A 16,397-nucleotide genomic window follows, 5' to 3' on the forward strand; every position below is an offset into this window, starting at 1 on the left:
GGCCGGCGGCGTGGTCTGAACTTGCATGTTTGCTTACACGCCATCCAGGTGTCGCGATGAATGAACCTCGATTTCCGGCCCGCAGCTCAGCATGGCGGCCGCTGCTGCTGGGCCTGGCCTGCGTCGCCGCGGCCGTTGCCGCGGGCGGCTGCACTTCCATTTCTTATTACGCCCAGGCCGCGCACGGCCAGTTCTCGCTGCTGGCCCAGGCCAGGCCCTTCGACGACTGGATCAACGACCCCGACGCCAAGGCCTCGCTGAAGACCAAGCTGGAGACGGTGCGCGAGATCCGTCGCTTCGCCGTGGCCGAGCTGGGTTTGCCGGACAACGGCAGCTACAAGACCTATGCCCAGCTCGACCGTCCCTTCGTCCTCTGGAACGTGGTGGCGGCGCCGGAGCTCTCGCTCAAGGCCCACCAGTGGTGTTTCCCGGTCGCCGGCTGCGTCGACTATCGCGGCTACTACAGCCAGCAGGCCGCGCAGGCGTATGGCGACCAGCTGCAACAGCAGGGCTATGACGTGCAGGTGGTCGGCGTGCCGGCCTATTCCACGCTGGGCTGGTTCAACGATCCGGTGATCTCGACCTTCATCAACTATCCCGACGGCGAACTGGCGCGGCTGATCTTCCACGAACTGGCGCACCAGACCGTCTACGCGCGCGACGACACGCCGTTCAACGAAGGCTTTGCCGTGGCGGTGGAAGAGATTGGCGTCGAGCGTTGGCTGGCGGCGCGGCATGACGACAAGATGATCGAAGCCTATCGCCGCTTCGATGCGCGCAAGCAGGAGTTCCTGGCGCTGCTGGACAAGTACCGCGACAAGCTGGCCGACAACTACGACAGCGACGCCAGCGATGCCGACAAGCGCCGGCGCAAGCAGCAGATCTTCGACGAGCTGCGCGCCGAGTATGCGCAGGTCAAGGCGCAGCGCTGGAACGGCTACGCCGGCTACGACCGCTGGTTCGCCATGCCGCTGTCCAATGCCCACCTGGCGCTGGTGGGGGCGTATCACGACATGGTGCCGGCGTTCAAGGAGCTGTTTGCGCGCAGCAGCGGCTTCCCGGACTTCTATGCCCGGGTCCGGCAGCTGGCCGCGATGGACAAGCCGGCGCGCCACGCCGCCCTGGGCGACCCCTTGCCCGATCCCGCGCCGGCCGGGCGCAGGAAGGACCGCAAGGCCGAACGTACGCCGCTTTGAAGATCGTCGATTTGTTGCCCTGCGGCATGCTGCGGATGCCCACATGGGGCCGCACGCGGTATGATGCGCAACACTTGTCTGATTTGCAGGAAATGGCAGGCAGCAGCAAATCTGCGCCAAATACGAGCCGCATCGAGGGTGTCGAATTTTTACGAAAAACCCGTTCAAAAAAGCTTGCCCAAGCGGCCAATGCTGGATAGCATCTGCACTAAATAAAAAAACACTCGTGCTTTTTTTTGCTGTGCGCGCCAAAGCAATGAATCCAATCAACGCTCAGCCCAGCGCAAGTTCTGACCGGAGACAGAGGTAAACAACATGGAAAAATTCTGGCTTGCTTCGTATCCCGCAGGCGTTCCCGCCGAGATCGACCCGAACCGCTACGACTCGCTGGTGCAGATGATCGACGAGGCCTTCGCCAAGTACGCGGATCGCAACGCCTACGTCTGCATGGGCAAGTACCTGAGCTATGCCGACCTGGACCGCATGTCGCGCAACATGGGCGCCTGGCTGCAAAGCCTGGGCCTGAAGCAGGGCGCGCGCGTGGCGATCATGATGCCCAACGTGCTGCAGTATCCGATCGCGATCGCCGCGATCCTGCGCGCCGGCTATACCGTGGTCAACGTCAACCCGCTGTACACCGCCCGCGAGCTTGAGCACCAGCTCAAGGATTCGGGCGCCGAGGCCATCTTCGTGCTGGAGAACTTCGCCTGCACGCTGCAGAAGGTGGTGGCGCGCACCCAGGTCAAGCACATCGTGGTGGCGAGCATGGGCGAGCTGCTGGGCACCCTGAAGGGCGCCATCGTCAACATGGTGGTGCGCCATATCAAGAAGATGGTGCCGGAATGGTCGCTGCCCAACGCCGTCACCTTCAGCCGCGCGTTGTCGCAGGCCGAGGGCAAGCAGCTGCAGCCGGTCAAGCTGGGCCATGACGACATCGCCTTCCTGCAATACACCGGCGGCACCACGGGCGTGGCCAAGGGCGCCGTGCTGACCCATCGCAACCTGGTGGCCAATGTGCTGCAGGCCGAGGAATGGCTCAATCCGGCCCTGACGTCGGGCGGCCATGTCGACCAGCTGGTGTTCGTCTGCGCGCTGCCGCTGTATCACATCTTCGCGCTGACGGTGTGCAACATGCTGGGCACGCGCGAGGGCGCGCTGAACCTGCTGATCCCCAATCCGCGCGACATTCCCGGCTTCGTCAAGGAGCTGGCCAAGTACAAGGTCAACACCTTCCCCGCCGTCAATACGCTGTACAACGCGCTGCTCAACAACGCCGAGTTCGCCAAGCTGGACTTCTCCGGCTACCGCTGCTGCGTGGGCGGCGGCATGGCGGTGCAAAAGGGCGTGGCCGACAAGTGGAAGAAGCTGACCGGCTGCCCCATCATCGAAGGCTACGGCCTGTCGGAAACCTCGCCGATCGCCAGCGCCAATCCCTGCACCATCGAGGATTACACCGGCACCATCGGCCTGCCGTTCCCGTCGACCGACTTCGCCATCCTGGATGACGACGGCAAGCCCGTGCCGTTGGGCCAGCCCGGCGAGATCGCCATCCGCGGTCCGCAGGTGATGGCCGGCTACTGGCAGCGCCCGGACGAGACCGCCAAGGTCATGACGCCGGACGGTTTCTTCAAGACCGGCGACATTGGCGTGATGGACGAGCGCGGCTACACCAAGATCGTCGACCGCAAGAAGGACATGATCCTGGTCTCCGGCTTCAACGTCTATCCGAACGAGGTCGAAGGCGTGGTGGCGCAGCATCCGGCGGTGCTGGAATGCGCCTGCGTGGGCGTGCCCGACGAGCACACCGGCGAGGCCGTGAAACTGTTCGTGGTGCGCAAGGACAAGTCGCTCACCGCCGAGCAGCTGATGGCCTACTGCAAGGAACAGTTCACCGGCTACAAGAAGCCCAAGTACATCGAGTTCCGCGACGAGCTGCCCAAGACCAATGTGGGCAAGATCCTGCGCCGCGAGTTGCGCGATGAGCAGAAAAAGCCGGAGGAGCAGAAGAAGGCTGCCTGACCGGGTTGGGATTCAAAGAAAAACGCCGCCGTGGGGATCCACGGCGGCGTTTTTCATTCCTGGCCAAAGGCGTTGCGCCCTCACGCAGCTTGGGCCGCCTCGCAAGCCCGCAACGCATCGATGAAGGCGCGCGCATTGCCGCCTGCCTCTGCAGCGCTCATTCCTGGTTTGTACAGCGCCGAACCCAGTCCGAACGCGGTGGCGCCGGCCTGCATGAAGGGCTTCAGGTTGTCGGGCGTGATTCCGCCCACCGGCGCCAGCACCACGCCGGCCGGGACCACCGCGCGCCAGGCCTTGACCACGGCCGGTCCCAGCTGTTCGGCCGGGAACATCTTGAGGATGTCGGCGCCCGCGGCCAGCGCGGCGAAGGCTTCGGTCACGGTCGCCACGCCGGGCGCGCTGGCCAGTCCGGCGTCGGTGGCCGCGCGGATCACCGCCGGGTCGCTGTGCGGCATGACGATCAGCTGTCCGCCGGCATCGGCCACCTGCTGCACCTGGGCCGCCGACATCACGGTGCCGGCGCCGACCACGCAGTCGGCCGGCAACGCGCCGCGCAGGATGCGAATGCTCTCCAGCGGCTCGGGCGAATTGAGCGGCACTTCGATGATGCGAAAGCCCGCATCGTAGATGGCGCGGCCGATCGCCTCTACCTCGTCGGGGCGTACCCCGCGCAGGATGGCGATGAGCCGGCATTTCTTCATGGCTTCTTTGAACATGGTGGTTTTCCGTTCCTTTTATGCGATGAGCCCGGCCTGCACGGCGATTTTCCACAGGCCGTGCTCGGTGGCCTGGGCGGCGACGTCCACGCGGGTGTAGCCGTACAACGCCAGCGCCTCGCGATAGCGCTCGCACAGCTTGCCCTCGCCGATCAGCACGATGGCCGGATCGGCCGCCAGCTGCGCGGCCGCGCGGCCGGCGCGCAGCGCCGCGATTTCATGGCCGATCAGCAGGCCCGAGAGATAGTTGGCCTGGCCCTCGCCGTTGAGCGCGCCGGTCAGCCCCAGCGTGCGCGTGCTGAAGATGGTCGAGAGCACGCCGTTGATGCCGCCCGCGCCCAGCGCGACCCTGGCGCCGCGCGCGAAGGCGGCGGCATCGAAAGGCGCGCCGCGCTCCATGGTGCGGCCCAGGATGGTGTGGCCGGACAACGCCGCGTAGGCTTCTCCGGTCATGAAGGTGTCGAAGTGGGTGAAGCGCTCACCATCGATACGCACCCATTTCGAATGCGTGCCCGGCAGCCCGATCAGCAGCTCGCCGGCCGCGCCGTCCCGCAGCGCGCCGACCACCTGCGTCTCTTCGCCGCGCATGACGTTGGGCAGCTCGCCGCGCTCGATCAGGCCCGGCACGATGTGCAGCACGGCGCCGTTGCGGGTGGGCAGCGCGGTCAGTCCTGCGCCGATGTCGGCCACGCGCAGCGGCACATCGAGATACGGCGCCTCGCGCCAGCCTTGGGCGCTGCCGACCATGCCGGCGGCTATCACCGGCGTGCCGGGCGCTGCGCGCAGCCAGTCGCCGCAGGCTTCTTCGAAGGCCTGCTCGAAGCCGGCCTTGGCGCCGATGGCGGAGGCTTCCACCACCGGCAGGTTCATGATGCCCCAGGGCAGCGCGCGGCGGTCCAGCACCGCGCCGCCTTCGCCGAGGCGATAGGCGCGCAGCGAGGAGGTGCCCCAGTCCAGCGCGATCAGTTTGCTAGTGCCGGCCATGGAGGCGCCCGCTCAGTTGGGAACCGGCGAGACGACCGGCTTGCCGGAGAAGTGCGCCTGCAGGTTGTTGAAGGCGAGGTCGGCCATCGCGGTGCGCGTGACCAGCGTGCCGCTGGCCATGTGCGGCGTGAGCACGACGTTCTCCAGCGCGGCCAGTTCGGCCGGGATGTTGGGTTCGTTCTCGAACACGTCCAGGCCGGCGCCGGCGATCTTGCCGGCCTTGAGCGCCGCGATCAGCGCCGCTTCGTCGACCACCGAGCCGCGCGCCACGTTGATCAGGAAACCCTTGGGCCCGAGCGCCTCGAGCACCTCGGCGTTGACCAGCGCGCGGGTGCCGGCGCCGCCCGGGGTGATCATCACCAGGAAGTCGACCGCCGCGGCCAGCGACTTGATGTCGCCGTAGTAGGTGTAGGCGACGTCCTTCCGGGAGCGGTTGTGGTAGGCGATGTCCATGTCGAAACCGGCCGCGCGCCTGGCAATCGCCTCGCCGATGCGGCCCAGGCCGACGATGCCCAGCCGGGTACCGCTGACCTTGGTGGTGAAGGGGAAGGGACCGTTCTTCCATTCGCCGCTGCGGGCGAAGCGGTCGGCGCGCACCACGTTGCGTGCCGTGGCCAGCATCAGCGCGATGGCCATGTCGGCGACGTCGTCGGTGAGCACGTCGGGCGTGTGGGTGACATGGATGCCGCGCTCGCGGGCGGCCGGCACGTCCACGCCGTCATAGCCGACGCCGAACACCGAGACGATCTCCAGCGCCGGGAAGCGCGCCATGAACTCACGCGGCACCTTGGCTTCGCCGTTGGCGGCGATGCCGCGCACGCTGGGCGCGATTGCCTGGAGCTGTTCTTCGGACAGGCCGTCCAGCAGGTTGTGGCAGTTGAAGTTGTCGTGCAGCAGCTGCATCAGGTGCTGCGGCAGGCGGGCGACGATCAGGACGGTGGGGCGGGCGGCTTGGTTCATGGTCGGTGCGTCGGTAACGGTAGGGCGGGATCGTAACGATACGGACTAAGCGCGGCGCGCGGGCTGAATTCTTTTCAACATTGGCGCGTGCCGAAAGGCGCGGGGCCGCGCCCTCAGACCGACTGCCAGCCGCCGCCCAGGTCCTGCATGCTGTTGAGTTCGGCGACGTTGTCTTCCGGCGCCAGCGGCGGCAACGCGCGCGGCTTGCGGTTCTCGTCGGTGGCGACGTAGGTCAGCGTGGCTTCGGTCACCTTGACGATCTCGGTCTGCAGGCGGTTGCGTTCGGCGAAGACTTCGACGTTCACGGTGATGGACGTGTTGCCGACCTTGACGATGTCGGCGTAGAAGGACAGCAGGTCGCCCACGAACACCGGATTCTTGAACAGGAAGGAGTTGACCGCGATGGTGGCCACGCGACCGTTGGCGCGGCGGGTGGCCGGCAGCGAGCCGGCGATGTCGACCTGGGCCATGATCCAGCCGCCGAAGACGTCGCCGTAGACGTTGGCGTCGGACGGCATGGGCATGACGCGCAACTGGGGCGCCTTGCCTGCCGGAAGTTGGGTGCGGGGCGTGGTGGTCATGTGAGCTTCTCCCTTGAAAGCGTGAAGTCCTGCGGACTCTTATAATTCCTGCTGTGTGTACCCGGCATCGCCGGGCATGCATTGTCAAACAGGCACGTATTGCCGCCTCTCGCGAAGCGGCGGCTTGCTGCGCCTTGCGCGCCTTGGGTCGTCGCGCAATGGCCTGAAGCGGGTAGTTTATCCGTGTTGCCTCGCCGCAGCCAGCTTGCCGCTGCGCCTTTTCAGTCGTCTTTTCGCTTTCACCGCCAATTTCCAGCCATTCGATGCGCCGTTACCCGAACACCCAGTCTTCCCAGTCCCCCGCCGCGCCCCGCCACCAAAGCGACTGGACGGTGGTCAAGACCCTGCTGCCCTACCTGTGGACCTACAAATGGCGCGTGATGCTGGCGCTGGCCTTCCTGGTCGGCGCCAAGCTGGCCAACGTCGGCGTGCCGCTGGTGCTCAAGAAGCTGGTGGACGAGATGACCGTGACCGCCGGCCATCCGATGGCGCTGCTGGTGCTGCCGCTGGGGCTGTTGGCCGCCTACGGCGCGCTGCGGCTGGCCACGTCGGTGTTTACCGAACTGCGCGAGCTGATGTTTGCGCGGGTGACGCAGCGGGCGGTGCGCACCATCGCGCTGCAGGTGTTCCGTCACCTGCATGCGCTGTCGCTGCGCTTCCACCTGAACCGGCAGACCGGCGGCATGACGCGCGACATCGAGCGCGGCACGCGCGGGGTGTCGACGCTGGTGTCGTACACGCTGTTTTCCATCCTGCCGACCATCATCGAGATCCTGCTGGTGCTGGTCTACCTGCTGCTGCATTACGACATCTGGTTCTCCGCCATCACCGGCGGCGCGCTGGCGCTGTACATCCTGTTCACCATCACCGTGACCGAGTGGCGCACCCACTTCCGGCGCACGATGAACGATCTCGATTCGCGCGCCAACACGCGCGCCATCGACTCGCTGCTCAACTACGAGACGGTCAAGTATTTCAGCAACGAGGACTTCGAGGCGCGCCGTTATGACGAGGGCCTGCAGCGCTACGAAAAGGCCGCGGTCAAATCGCAGAGCTCGCTGTCGCTGCTCAACACCGGGCAGTCGGCCATCATCGCCATCGCGGTCACGCTGATCCTGTGGCGCGCTACCGTGGGCGTGATGGACGGCAGCATGACGCTGGGCGACATGGTGCTGGTGAATGCCTTCATGATCCAGCTCTACATTCCGCTGAACTTCCTCGGCGTGCTGTACCGCGAGATCAAGCAGAGCCTGGCCGACATGGAGCGCCTGTTCTCGCTGCTGGAAGAGAACCGCGAAGTGGCCGACCGCGAAGGCGCGCTGCCGCTGCAGACGCAGGGCGCGGAGCTGCGGTTCGAGCATGTCGATTTCAGCTACGAGGCCAAGCGCCAGATCCTGTTCGACGTCGACTTCACGGTCGCCGCCGGCACCACCACCGCGGTGGTGGGGCACAGCGGTTCGGGCAAGTCGACGCTGTCGCGCCTGCTGTACCGCTTCTATGACGTCGACCGCGGCGCCATCCGCATCGACGGCCAGGACCTGCGCAACGTCACGCAATCCTCGCTGCGCCAGGCCATCGGCATCGTGCCGCAGGACACCGTGCTGTTCAACGACACCATCGAGTACAACATCGCCTACGGCAAGCCCGGCAGCAGCCATGAGCAGATCGTGGCGGCGGCGCGCGCGGCCTACATCCATGACTTCATCGAGTCGCTGCCGGACGGCTATGCCACCATGGTCGGCGAGCGCGGCCTGAAGCTGTCCGGCGGCGAGAAGCAGCGCGTGGCGATCGCGCGCACGCTGTTGAAGGATCCGGCCGTGCTGATCTTCGACGAGGCCACGTCGGCGCTGGATTCGCGCGCCGAGCAGGCGATCCAGCAGCAGCTCGCCGAGATCGCCAGGGAGCGCACCACGCTGGTCATCGCGCATCGCCTCTCCACCATCGTCGACGCCCACCAGATCCTGGTGCTGGACCACGGCCGCATCGTCGAGCGCGGCACCCACGCGGGCTTGCTGATGGCCGGCGGCCTTTACGCGCAGATGTGGCTGCGCCAGCAGGCCGGCGCCGACGACGAGGGCGGCTCGCCCCTGCCGCAGCCGGCCGAAGGAGACGCCGCGCCGCAGCAGGGCGCCGAGCCCACCGTGATGATGCCGGCCGACAGCCGCTAAGGGTTTGCCGCAGCCCGGGCGGCTTGCGCGGGGGCGGTGGCGGCGGCACAATTCGGCCATCGGCATGCAATTGCATGGCCTCATACAAGAACGAGAAGTGGGCGGGCAATGGAAAGCAAATGGCTTGAAGATTTCATCTCCCTGGCGGAAACGCGCAGTTTCAGTCGTTCCGCCGAGCTGCGGCATGTCACGCAGCCGGCCTTTTCGCGCCGCATCCAGTCGCTGGAGGCCTGGCTGGGATCGGACCTGATCGATCGCACCTCCTATCCGACCCGCCTGACCGCCGCCGGCGAAGTGTTCTACGAGCAGGCGGTGGCCATGCTGGGCCAGATCAACAACACGCGCGCGCTGCTGCGCGGCAAGCGGCCGACGGCCCAGACCACCATCGATTTTGCGGTGCCGCATACGCTGTCGCTGACCTACATGCCGAAGTGGCTGAGCTCGCTCGAATCCGGCTTCGGCTCGATCAACACCCGGCTGATCGCGCTCAACGTGCACGACGCCGTGATGACCATCGTCGAAGGCGGCTGCGACCTGCTGCTGTGCTACCACCATCCGCGCCAGCCGGTGCAGCTCGATGCCAGCCGCTACGACATGCTGACCATGGGCACCGAGACGCTGCGCCCGTATTCGCGCTGCGACCGCAACGGCAAGCCGGACTACGTGTTCCCCGGCACCTCCAAGGCGCCGGTGCCGTTCCTGTCCTACACCAGCAACGCCTACCTGGGGCGCATGGTGGAGCTGATGATGTCGGACGTGAAGCGTCCGCTGCACCTGGTCAAGCATTACGAGACCGACATGTCGGAGAGCCTGAAGATGATGGCGCTGGAGGGGCACGGCGTGGCCTTCCTGCCGGAGTCCTCGGTGGTGCGCGAGGTGCGCAACCGCCAGCTGGCGCGCACCGACGGTCCGGCCGGCGAATGGGAGGTCGAGATGGAGATCCGCCTGTACCGCGAGCGGCCCACCGCGCAGCGCGTGGGCAAGGCGCTGGTGGCGCGCCTGTGGGAGTACCTGGCGGAGTTGGACGAGGCGCGCAACGAGCGTCAGAAAGGCGCCTCGGCGAAGGGCGGGAGCAAGGCCGCGCGCGGCGCCGAAAAGCGCGAATCCTGAGGGTTGTAATGCCCGCAATCGCCTTTGTACAAAGCGATTCGGATGGTTATGCATCGCATGCATAGTTGCATGCTCACAAAGCATTAGCCTTGTATTGTCCGGCTGGCTACGATGGCGGCGCTGATTCGGGTGGGGGATATTCCACACTCTTCCGCACTGCAAGATCGCAGGCGCAGCACGCCCGCGCGGCCGCCATGGCAGCGCCAGGAGCGGCGCGCCTTGAAGCGTGGCGAAGACGGAGTACCATGCTCGGCGAAGATCGTTTTTTTGCAGCGTATTGTCCCGAACAGCACGGCAAACAAAAGGAGCGATTGCATCATGTCGAACGTACCTAACCACGAAGTGCCTTCCTACCTCGTCCCGCACGGCATCGGTCCGTGGGGCGTCTATCTCGAACAAATCGACCGCGTCACCCCCTACCTGGGTTCGCTGGCGCGCTGGGTGGAAACCCTGAAGCGCCCCAAGCGCATCCTGGTGGTCGACGTCCCCATCGAGCGCGACGACGGCACCATCGCCCACTTCGAGGGTTATCGCGTGCAGCACAACACCTCGCGCGGCCCCGGCAAGGGCGGCGTGCGTTTCCACCAGGATGTGACGCTGTCGGAAGTGATGGCGCTGTCGGCCTGGATGACGGTCAAGAACGCAGCGGTGAACGTGCCCTACGGCGGCGCCAAGGGCGGCATCCGCGTCGATCCCAAGACCCTGTCCCGCGGTGAGCTGCAGCGCGTCACGCGCCGCTACACCAGCGAGATCGGCATCATCATCGGCCCCAACAAGGACATCCCGGCGCCGGACGTGAACACCGATTCGCAGATCATGGCCTGGATGATGGACACCTATTCCATGAACCAGGGCAGCACCTCCTCGGGCGTGGTGACCGGCAAGCCGATCTCGCTGGGCGGCAGCCTGGGCCGCCATGAGGCGACCGGCCGCGGCGTGTTCGTGGTGGGCTGCGAAGCGGCTGCCAAGCGCAACCTGGACCTGAAGGATGCCAAGGTTGCCGTGCAGGGCTTCGGCAACGTCGGCGGCATCGCCGCGCGCCTGTTCGCGGAAGCCGGCTCGAAGGTGGTTGCAGTGCAAGACCACGTCACGACCGTGTTCAACGCCGGCGGCCTGGACGTCGCCGCGCTGCAGACCTACGTCGCGCAGAACGGCAGCGTGAAGGGCTTTGCCGGCGCCGACGAGATCACCGACCGCGCCCAATTCTGGTCGGTCGACTGCGACATTCTGGTGCCTGCTGCACTGGAACAGCAAATCACCGAAGCCAACGCCAACAACATCAAGGCCAAGATCATCCTGGAAGGCGCCAACGGCCCGACCACGCCGGCGGCTGACGACATCCTGCGCGACAAGGGCGTGCTGATCGTGCCCGACGTGATCGCCAACGCCGGCGGCGTGACCGTCAGCTACTTCGAGTGGGTGCAGGATTTCTCCAGCTTCTTCTGGACCGAAGACGAGATCAACCTGCGCCTGACCCGCATCATGCGCGAAGCCTTCACCGCCGTATGGCAACTGGCCGACGAGAAGAAGGTGTCGCTGCGCACCGCGGCCTTCATCGTGGCGTGTACTCGTGTTCTGCAAGCGCGTGAAATGCGAGGTTTGTACCCGTAATAGGGCTTTGTTCGGAGAATAGGCAGCCAAGGCGACGGCATAAGATCGTCGGCTGCGTTACAGAGGAAGTCAGGGAGGAGACGTGGTTCGTGTGCGTGAGCGCACCGCCGGGCTTGCAGCCTGGTGGCGCGCGTTATCGTTGATGGCGGTGCCGGCATGGATGTGCCTGGCGCCGGTGTCGGCGCACGCCGAAAATACGCTGGACAAGATCCGCCGCACGAACACGCTGGTGATCGCTTTTCCCGACCACCATTTCCCCTTCGCCGAATCGACCGGCGACGGTGGCGCCGCCGGTTACTCCATCGACATCTGCCGCAAGGTGGCCGACGCGGTGCGCAGCGAACTGAAGCTGCCGCAGATGCAGGTGCGGCTCATGCCCATCGACATCAACTCCCGCTTCGAGGTCATCAGCAGCGGGCAGGCCGACATCGAATGCGGCACCACCACCAACAACGCTTCCCGTCGAAGCCGTTTCTCTTTCACCATTCCTCATTTTTATACGACCACGCGCATGATGGTGCGCAAGGAGTCGGGCATACGCACGTGGCTCGACATGCGCGGAAAACGCGTGGTCACGGTGCGCGGCAGCTCCATCCTGCCCTATGTGAAGGCGCGCGACGCCGCCGGCGTGCTCAGCCTGCGCTGGTCGGAAGTGGCCAGCGACCTGGATGCGGTGGCCATGGTGGCCGACGGCCGCGTCGACGCCTATGCGGAAGACGACGTGCTGCTGTATTCCTATCGCAGCGCGACCGCCAATCCCGATGCGCTCGAGATCGTCGGCGAGGCCTTGTCGGTCGACCCCTATGCGATGATGATGCGCAAGGACGATGCCGCATTCAAGGGAGTGGTCGACCGCGAGATGGTGCGGATGATTTCGGACGGCGAGATCTACGGTATGTATGATCGCTGGTTCATGCGCCCGGCGGGCACGCGCAAGCGCGCGCTGGGACTGGCGATGGGGTATGTGCTGCGCGACTCGTTGCGCTTCCCGTCGGACAAGGTGGCGGAGTAGTTTTTCTGGCATGGATATTGCTGATGGATGTTGGGGTGTGCGGCAGCGCACCAGCGATGGCAGTGCTGCCGACGATGCCGCGAAAGCATGAAGGACGCAATCGCAGGCTCATGTAAGATGACGCGGACTTTCGCGCTGAGGGAACCGGCGCCGCAGCGCGGCCGGCAGCGCGCAACGCGATGAAGCACGGCAAGGATTTCGCACTCTGCGGGGCGGGTTTCGGCATATGGCGTACAATGCCGCCCGCCGCAGGTTGCGCATGAGGAATTCACTGAGGCGCGCAGCGCCGCCGCCCTAGAGGAGGCGGCCGGCGCGTCCGGATGAAACGAAGGCCAGCGAAGATATGGCTTTTACAATAAAAAGAGGCATGGCAACAGGACCGGCAAGCCTTGCCCCATGGACTGCTCAGGCTGTTTTTGGGATAGGGCTTTTGGTACACTACGTAAAAATTTTTCCAGGAGGTCACACAATGAAGTTATTGAAGCTAGCAGGGGTTTTGGTCGGCGCGAGCGTGCTGATGGGTTCCGTTCACGCAGAGGAATTCAGCGGCCGTCTGAAAAAGATCAAGGACAGCGGCACCCTGACTCTGGGCGTTCGCGACTCTTCGATTCCTTTCTCGTATCTGGACGATAAGCAGTCCTATCAAGGCTACTCGATCGACCTGTGCCTGAAGGCCGCTACCGCGATCCAGAAGAAGCTGGGCCTGACGTCGCTGAACATCAAGATGGTTCCGGTGACCTCGGCCACCCGTATCCCCCTGATCGCCAACGGCACCACCGACATCTCCTGCGACTCCGCGACCAACAACAAGGAACGCTGGAACCAGGTGGCTTTCTCGATGACCGAATTCGTGACCGCCAACAAGTTCCTGTCGAAGAAGGCTGCCAACCTGAAGACCCTGGACGACCTGAAGGGCAAGACCGTCGTGTCGACCTCGGGTACCTCCAACCTGAAGCAGATCACCCAGCTCAACACCGACCGCAACCTGGGCATGAACATCCTGGCTGCCAAGGACCACGCTGAAGCCTTCCTGATGGTGGAAACCGGCCGCGCCGCCGCCTTCGTGATGGACGACATCCTGCTGTCCTCGCTGGCTGCCAACTCCAAGGCTCCCGGCGACTACCAGGTTTCCTCGGAAGCCCTGTCGGTTGAACCGTACGGCCTGATCCTGCCGAAGGGCGACGACGCCTTCAAGAAGGTGGTCGACGATGCGCTGACCGTGGTCTACAAGGGCGACGACATCAAGAAGATCTACGGCAAGTGGTTCCAGGCTCCGATTCCCCCGAAGGGCGTCAACCTGAACGTTCCGATGAGCCCGCAGCTGCAAGCCGTGATGGCCAAGCCGACCGATTCCCCGGATCCGGCCGCCTACGCTGCTGTGCCTGAAGCTCAAAAGAACATGGGCAAGAAGAAGTAATCGGTTCATTGCCTAGCGCAATCTGACGAAACGGGGGCCTGTCCCCCGTTTTGTTTAACCGGCCGTCAAAGTCGCTTGCCCAGGGGCAACGGCTTTTCTCCACGGCGATCGGTTGAGACCGGAACAAACGCGGCGCGGCATTTGCCTGGTGAGCGCGCCCGACAGACTGACTCGAAACAGAGACGAGGCCATTTATGCATTACAACTGGAACTGGGGAATCTTCTGGGAGATGTCTCCCGACGGCATTCCCTATATCGATACCCTGCTGGCGGGCCTGAAATGGACCCTGGCCACCGCGGTATGCGCCTGGATCATGGCACTGGTCCTTGGCACCATCTTCGGCACCCTCCGTACAACAACAAAACCATGGGTCGTGCGCATCGCCAACGGCTACGTGGAACTGTTCCGCAACATTCCCCTGCTGGTGCAGATGTTCCTCTGGTATTTCGTGATGCCGGAACTGATGCCCGGTTCGATCGGCGACTGGCTCAAGAGCCTGCCGGACGCGTCCTTCATCACCGCCACCCTGGCGCTGGGCTTCTTCACCTCCTCCCGCGTGGCGGTGCAGGTGACCACCGGCATCCAGGCATTGCCGCGCGGCCAGCGCATGGCAGGCGCCGCGCTCGGCCTGACGCCGACGCAGACCTATCGCTACGTGCTGCTGCCGATGGCTTTCCGCATCATCATCCCGGCGCTGACCAACGAGTTCGCCGCGATCATCAAGAACAGCTCGGTGGCGCTGACCATCGGCCTGGTCGAACTGACCGCCGCCACCTACTCGATGCGCGAATTCACCTTCCAGACCTTCGAGGCGCTGACGGGTGCGACCATCATCTACATCGTCATTTCCGTCATCGCGCTGTTCCTGGCGCGCCTGCTGGAAAAAGTCACCGCTGTCCCTGGTTATATCTCCAGCGGTAGCACCAGCGCAGGAGGGCATTGATCCATGTTCAGCAATTTCGACTTCGACGTCATCCAGCGCTCGTGGGTCTACCTGTTCACCACAGGCCTGAAGTTCACGCTGGTTCTGACTTTCTCGGCCATGCTGGGCGGCATCATCCTGGGCACGCTGCTGGCCATGATGCGGCTGTCCTCCAACAAGCCGCTGTCGTTCATCGCCACGACCTACGTCAACCTGATCCGCTCGATCCCGCTGGTGCTGGTGATCTTCTGGTTCTACTTCCTGGTGCCGTTCATCGGGGCGTGGATCATCGGCGCTTCCGAGCCGATCCAGGTGGGCGCATTCCAGTCGGCGCTGATCACCTTCATCCTGTTCGAGGCGGCCTACTACTGCGAAATCATGCGTTCGGGCATCCAGTCGATCCCGCGCGGCCAGGTGTTCGCCGGCTACGCGATCGGCATGAACTACTGGCAGATGATGGGCAACGTGGTGCTGCCGCAGGCTTTCCGCAACATGACGCCGATCCTGCTGACCCAGACCATCGTGCTGTTCCAGGACGTGTCGCTGGTGTACGTGCTGGGCTCGGTGCCGGACTTCGTGACCAGCGCATCCAAGATCGCGCAGCGCGACGGTCGCCTGGTGGAAATGTACCTGTTCGTGGCGGTGGTGTACTTCGTGCTGAGCTTCGGCCTGTCGCAACTGGTCAAGCGCTTCCAGAAGAAGATCGCCATCATCCGCTAAGCCTATTGACGGCGGCCGGCCGATGACGGCGGGCCGCCCAACGAATCCAGAAATCCAGGAGAAACAAATGATTGAACTCAACAACGTCAGCAAGTGGTACGGCAGCTTCCAGGTCCTGACCGATTGCTCGACTTCGGTGAAAAAGGGCGACGTGGTGGTGGTGTGCGGCCCGTCCGGTTCGGGCAAGTCGACGCTGATCAAGACCGTCAACGGCCTGGAGCCGTTCCAGAAGGGCACCATCACCGTGGACGGCGTGTCCGTGGGCGACCCGAAGACCAACCTGTCCAAGCTGCGCGCGCGCATCGGCATGGTGTTCCAGAACTTCGAACTGTTCCCGCACCTGTCGATCCGTGAAAACCTGACCATCGGCCAGATCAAGGTGCTGGGCCGCTCCAAGGAAGAAGCGACCGAGAAGGGCCTGAAGTACCTGGACCGCGTGGGCCTGCTGGCGCACAAGGACAAGTTCCCCGGCCAACTGTCGGGCGGCCAGCAGCAGCGTGTGGCGATCGCCCGCGCGCTGTCGATGGACCCGATCGCCATGCTGTTCGACGAGCCGACCTCGGCGCTCGACCCGGAAATGATCAATGAAGTGCTGGACGTCATGGTCGGCCTGGCGCAGGAAGGCATGACCATGATGGTCGTGACCCACGAAATGGGCTTCGCCCGCAAGGTGGCCAACCGCGTGGTCTTCATGGACAAGGGCCTGGTCGTGGAAGATTGCGCCAAGGACGAGTTCTTCGCCTCGCCGCGTTCGGAACGCGCGCGCGACTTCCTGGCCAAGATCATCACGCACTGATCCCGGTTCCGGATGGACGAAGGCAGGAAGGCCGCACCGGCGACGGTGCGGCCTTTTTCGTTTGTCCGACATCAAACCGGCGTGCGCCGGGCCGGAATCGGGACTTGACGGCTACGGTAGAATATCGAGCTTGAAGGACATCGCGGCCATGAACTCCACCAGCCAGCATCCGCCGGGATGCCTT

Annotated in this window: 15 protein-coding genes; 11 read left to right on the forward strand and 4 right to left on the reverse strand. The window is 64.7% G+C overall.

Annotated elements, in window-relative coordinates:
* Positions 1-56: 56 nt before the first annotated feature.
* The 3 genes from CEJ42_RS18075 (at position 57) to CEJ42_RS18080 (ending at position 3,215) form a co-directional block, all read left to right on the forward strand.
* Positions 57-1,196 carry an aminopeptidase gene (locus CEJ42_RS18075; RefSeq protein WP_088752043.1) on the forward strand — a complete coding sequence of 380 codons (1,140 nt, stop codon included), beginning with the start codon at positions 57-59 and terminating at the stop codon, positions 1,194-1,196.
* Complete coding sequence (locus CEJ42_RS24735) at positions 1,193-1,396, forward strand: hypothetical protein (RefSeq protein WP_129587773.1); 204 nt, start codon at positions 1,193-1,195, stop codon at positions 1,394-1,396. The genes CEJ42_RS18075 and CEJ42_RS24735 overlap by 4 nt, the downstream gene beginning before the upstream one ends.
* A 115-nt stretch (positions 1,397-1,511) precedes the next feature.
* Positions 1,512-3,215 carry a long-chain fatty acid--CoA ligase gene (locus CEJ42_RS18080; RefSeq protein WP_079218280.1) on the forward strand — a complete coding sequence of 568 codons (1,704 nt, stop codon included), beginning with the start codon at positions 1,512-1,514 and terminating at the stop codon, positions 3,213-3,215.
* An 80-nt stretch (positions 3,216-3,295) separates the two neighbouring features.
* Here CEJ42_RS18080 and CEJ42_RS18085 read toward each other — a convergent pair whose 3' ends face one another.
* From CEJ42_RS18085 to CEJ42_RS18100, 4 genes are all read right to left on the reverse strand, one after another.
* Positions 3,296-3,931, reverse strand: coding sequence for a 2-dehydro-3-deoxy-6-phosphogalactonate aldolase (locus tag CEJ42_RS18085; RefSeq protein WP_079218281.1), 636 nt, complete (start codon positions 3,929-3,931; stop codon positions 3,296-3,298).
* Between the two features lie 18 nt (positions 3,932-3,949).
* The gene (locus tag CEJ42_RS18090; protein ID WP_088752044.1) at positions 3,950-4,915 is read right to left on the reverse strand and encodes a 2-dehydro-3-deoxygalactonokinase; all 966 of its coding nucleotides are present in this window, start codon (positions 4,913-4,915) and stop codon (positions 3,950-3,952) included.
* A gap of 12 nt (positions 4,916-4,927) precedes the next feature.
* The gene (locus tag CEJ42_RS18095) at positions 4,928-5,875 is read right to left on the reverse strand and encodes a 2-hydroxyacid dehydrogenase (RefSeq protein WP_088752045.1); all 948 of its coding nucleotides are present in this window, start codon (positions 5,873-5,875) and stop codon (positions 4,928-4,930) included.
* Positions 5,876-5,988: 113 nt separating this feature from the next.
* Positions 5,989-6,456 (reverse strand): acyl-CoA thioesterase, encoded by a 468-nt coding sequence (locus tag CEJ42_RS18100; RefSeq protein ID WP_079218284.1) that lies wholly within the window; start codon positions 6,454-6,456, stop codon positions 5,989-5,991.
* A 263-nt stretch (positions 6,457-6,719) separates the two neighbouring features.
* On the opposite strand from CEJ42_RS18100, the gene CEJ42_RS18105 reads away from it, so the two are divergent.
* The 8 genes from CEJ42_RS18105 (at position 6,720) to CEJ42_RS18140 (ending at position 16,213) form a co-directional block, all read left to right on the forward strand.
* A complete protein-coding gene (locus CEJ42_RS18105) occupies positions 6,720-8,624 on the forward strand; it encodes an ABCB family ABC transporter ATP-binding protein/permease (protein WP_088752046.1) in 1,905 nt (634 codons plus the stop codon).
* 108 nt (positions 8,625-8,732) lie between these two features.
* Entirely contained in the window at positions 8,733-9,734 is a 1,002-nt protein-coding gene (locus CEJ42_RS18110) for a LysR family transcriptional regulator (RefSeq protein WP_079218286.1), read from the forward strand.
* A 318-nt stretch (positions 9,735-10,052) separates the two neighbouring features.
* Entirely contained in the window at positions 10,053-11,345 is a 1,293-nt protein-coding gene (locus CEJ42_RS18115; protein WP_079218287.1) for a Glu/Leu/Phe/Val family dehydrogenase, read from the forward strand.
* Positions 11,346-11,436: 91 nt separating this feature from the next.
* Positions 11,437-12,357, forward strand: coding sequence for an amino acid ABC transporter substrate-binding protein (locus tag CEJ42_RS18120; protein WP_129587774.1), 921 nt, complete (start codon positions 11,437-11,439; stop codon positions 12,355-12,357).
* 469 nt (positions 12,358-12,826) lie between these two features.
* Complete coding sequence (locus tag CEJ42_RS18125; RefSeq protein ID WP_079218289.1) at positions 12,827-13,774, forward strand: amino acid ABC transporter substrate-binding protein; 948 nt, start codon at positions 12,827-12,829, stop codon at positions 13,772-13,774.
* Between the two features lie 194 nt (positions 13,775-13,968).
* Entirely contained in the window at positions 13,969-14,718 is a 750-nt protein-coding gene (locus CEJ42_RS18130) for an amino acid ABC transporter permease (protein ID WP_079218290.1), read from the forward strand.
* A 3-nt stretch (positions 14,719-14,721) separates the two neighbouring features.
* On the forward strand, positions 14,722-15,417 hold the full coding sequence (locus CEJ42_RS18135; protein WP_079218291.1) for an amino acid ABC transporter permease: 696 nt from the start codon (positions 14,722-14,724) through the stop codon (positions 15,415-15,417).
* 67 nt (positions 15,418-15,484) lie between these two features.
* Positions 15,485-16,213, forward strand: a complete 729-nt coding sequence (locus CEJ42_RS18140; protein ID WP_008331909.1) for an amino acid ABC transporter ATP-binding protein — start codon at positions 15,485-15,487, stop codon at positions 16,211-16,213.
* Positions 16,214-16,397 lie beyond the last annotated feature (184 nt).

The organism is Herbaspirillum robiniae, from assembly GCF_002213415.1.
Classification (GTDB): domain Bacteria; phylum Pseudomonadota; class Gammaproteobacteria; order Burkholderiales; family Burkholderiaceae_D; genus Herbaspirillum; species Herbaspirillum robiniae.

Bases quoted from the DNA above. Each gene is read 5' to 3' on its own strand.
- CEJ42_RS18075 (WP_088752043.1), top strand. From the start codon at position 57: ATGAATGAACCTCGATTTCCGGCCCGCAGCTCAGCATGGCGGCCGCTG.
- CEJ42_RS18080 (WP_079218280.1), top strand. From the start codon at position 1,512: ATGGAAAAATTCTGGCTTGCTTCGTATCCCGCAGGCGTTCCCGCCGAG.
- CEJ42_RS18085 (WP_079218281.1), bottom strand. From the start codon at position 3,931: ATGTTCAAAGAAGCCATGAAGAAATGCCGGCTCATCGCCATCCTGCGC.
- CEJ42_RS18090 (WP_088752044.1), bottom strand. From the start codon at position 4,915: ATGGCCGGCACTAGCAAACTGATCGCGCTGGACTGGGGCACCTCCTCG.
- CEJ42_RS18095 (WP_088752045.1), bottom strand. From the start codon at position 5,875: ATGAACCAAGCCGCCCGCCCCACCGTCCTGATCGTCGCCCGCCTGCCG.
- CEJ42_RS18100 (WP_079218284.1), bottom strand. From the start codon at position 6,456: ATGACCACCACGCCCCGCACCCAACTTCCGGCAGGCAAGGCGCCCCAG.
- CEJ42_RS18105 (WP_088752046.1), top strand. From the start codon at position 6,720: ATGCGCCGTTACCCGAACACCCAGTCTTCCCAGTCCCCCGCCGCGCCC.
- CEJ42_RS18110 (WP_079218286.1), top strand. From the start codon at position 8,733: ATGGAAAGCAAATGGCTTGAAGATTTCATCTCCCTGGCGGAAACGCGC.
- CEJ42_RS18115 (WP_079218287.1), top strand. From the start codon at position 10,053: ATGTCGAACGTACCTAACCACGAAGTGCCTTCCTACCTCGTCCCGCAC.
- CEJ42_RS18125 (WP_079218289.1), top strand. From the start codon at position 12,827: ATGAAGTTATTGAAGCTAGCAGGGGTTTTGGTCGGCGCGAGCGTGCTG.
- CEJ42_RS18130 (WP_079218290.1), top strand. From the start codon at position 13,969: ATGCATTACAACTGGAACTGGGGAATCTTCTGGGAGATGTCTCCCGAC.
- CEJ42_RS18135 (WP_079218291.1), top strand. From the start codon at position 14,722: ATGTTCAGCAATTTCGACTTCGACGTCATCCAGCGCTCGTGGGTCTAC.
- CEJ42_RS18140 (WP_008331909.1), top strand. From the start codon at position 15,485: ATGATTGAACTCAACAACGTCAGCAAGTGGTACGGCAGCTTCCAGGTC.